Source organism: Allomuricauda sp. TY007, assembly GCF_010468565.1.
Taxonomy (GTDB): Bacteria; Bacteroidota; Bacteroidia; order Flavobacteriales; family Flavobacteriaceae; genus Flagellimonas.
Genome location: NZ_WUEG01000041.1, coordinates 1 through 1470, shown reverse-complemented (window position 1 = coordinate 1470; position 1470 = coordinate 1). Strand labels below are relative to the sequence as shown.

General features: G+C 32.2%; 3 protein-coding genes and 1 pseudogene. 1 reads left to right on the top strand and 3 read right to left on the bottom strand.

Features of this window, described 5'->3' with window-relative positions; all coding sequences use genetic code 11:
* Nucleotides 1-116 (top strand): annotated as a pseudogene (locus tag GO009_RS17330) (IS110 family transposase); the annotation flags it as partial.
* 47 nt (nucleotides 117-163) lie between these two features.
* Here GO009_RS17330 and GO009_RS17325 read toward each other — a convergent pair.
* The 3 genes from GO009_RS17325 to GO009_RS17315 form a co-directional block, all read right to left on the bottom strand.
* Nucleotides 164-520, bottom strand: coding sequence for a type II toxin-antitoxin system HigA family antitoxin (locus GO009_RS17325; RefSeq protein WP_072766087.1), 357 nt, complete (start codon nucleotides 518-520; stop codon nucleotides 164-166).
* Nucleotides 521-522: 2 nt separating this feature from the next.
* Complete coding sequence (locus GO009_RS17320) at nucleotides 523-816, bottom strand: type II toxin-antitoxin system HigB family toxin (protein ID WP_072766088.1); 294 nt, start codon at nucleotides 814-816, stop codon at nucleotides 523-525.
* 214 nt (nucleotides 817-1030) lie between these two features.
* On the bottom strand, nucleotides 1031-1381 hold the full coding sequence (locus tag GO009_RS17315) for a nuclear transport factor 2 family protein (RefSeq protein WP_239057510.1): 351 nt from the start codon (nucleotides 1379-1381) through the stop codon (nucleotides 1031-1033).
* Nucleotides 1382-1470: the final 89 nt, after the last annotated feature.

Sequence of the window (1470 nt, the reverse complement as noted above, 5' to 3'; positions counted from 1 at the left end):
GAAAAAGCAAGAAACTAGCATTGATAGCGGTATCGAACAAGCTTTTGAAACAGGCATTTGCCATTGCAAAATCCGGAATACCTTACGATGAGAATTATATATCGAGATTGGCTTAAAAAGACTTGTTTTTTAACTCAGTTCTTTGTTGGCAACTGGCTTTTTATTAATAATCTTGAACTAAAACTTCAGTCGGAATATGAAGTGTTGAGTTCAGTTTTCTAATCATTCCTAAAGTCAGTTTACGTTTTTTACTTAAAATTTCACTAACTCTACTTTTAAATCCAACAACTTCAGCTAAATCCTTTTGTTTCATTCCCATTTGCTCCATTCGGAATTTGATTGCCTCAATTGGGTCAGGCATTCCAATTGGAAAGTTTTCATTTTCATATCTGTCAATTAAGATTGAAAGGATTTCCAATTCATCTCCTTGTTCAGTTCCTTTTTTTGCATCAAAAATCTCTTCAAGTCTGTTTAGAGCGTTTTGATAGTCTTTTTCGTTTCTTATTGGTGTTATTTTCATAATCAGATATTATTTGCGTCTATTTTGTCATATTCTGCGTGAGTTCCGATGAATCTTATCCAGCATATTTGATATTCAAAGTTGAATTTTACAATCAATCTATAGTTATTACCTTTAATGTTGTAAACAATTCGGTTGTCCTTTAAAATACTCGCACTTGGATACTCGCTTTTTAATTCATTAATATTTTTCCATTCGGATTTTTCAGTTTCTCTAAACCAAGACTTTAATTGTTCTTCACAGTCAGCGTGTTTTTCCCAAAAGTCTCGTAAAGTTCGTTTCGCTATTACTCTCACATTATACTTGTTTGTCGCAAATATAATAAAAAGTTACCAAATTGGTAATAAATTTTCTTTTTTCAGCTTGTTGCCAACGTGTTTGTATAAGAATAGTTGCGGGTTTGCGAGCGAGGATTTTCCGCAGGAAAATCAGATGTAGCAAACCCGCAACTACCTTTGTTTTAGCCCAAAACCGCAATTATTTTTATACTGTGTTGTACGCAGGCTTTTTTTATAATTGCTCGACTAGTTTCCTAGCAGTAACCGTATCATATATAATTTTTAGTTTACTAATCTTGTTTTGATTATCGAATTCAATAATGTCTACTACATCAAATTCCACTTTTTGATTATTCTTTAAAGTCCATTTATAGGTGAAGTAAAGAGCTAAATTATTTGATTCATTATCTTCAAAAATTCCTTTTAAATGAAGTTCAGAATTTGAAGTATCGTTATTTAATTCACGATAAAATTCATCTGCTTTTTTTATTCCGTATAGTGGTGAATCAACCATTCCATTTTGATTGAATGGATAAGCCGGGTAAACTGACCCACCTTCGCCGGATGAAACTGACCATGGCAAATGGACTGCCCAGATTTGATCTATCCTTGGGTTAAACTTAGTTTTTATTTTTCAATTTTCTTCTCATTGATTCTCCTTTTATATCTATT

Excerpts from the sequence above, each read along its gene's own strand:
- GO009_RS17325 (WP_072766087.1), bottom strand. The coding sequence starts at position 520 with ATGAAAATAACACCAATAAGAAACGAAAAAGACTATCAAAACGCTCTA.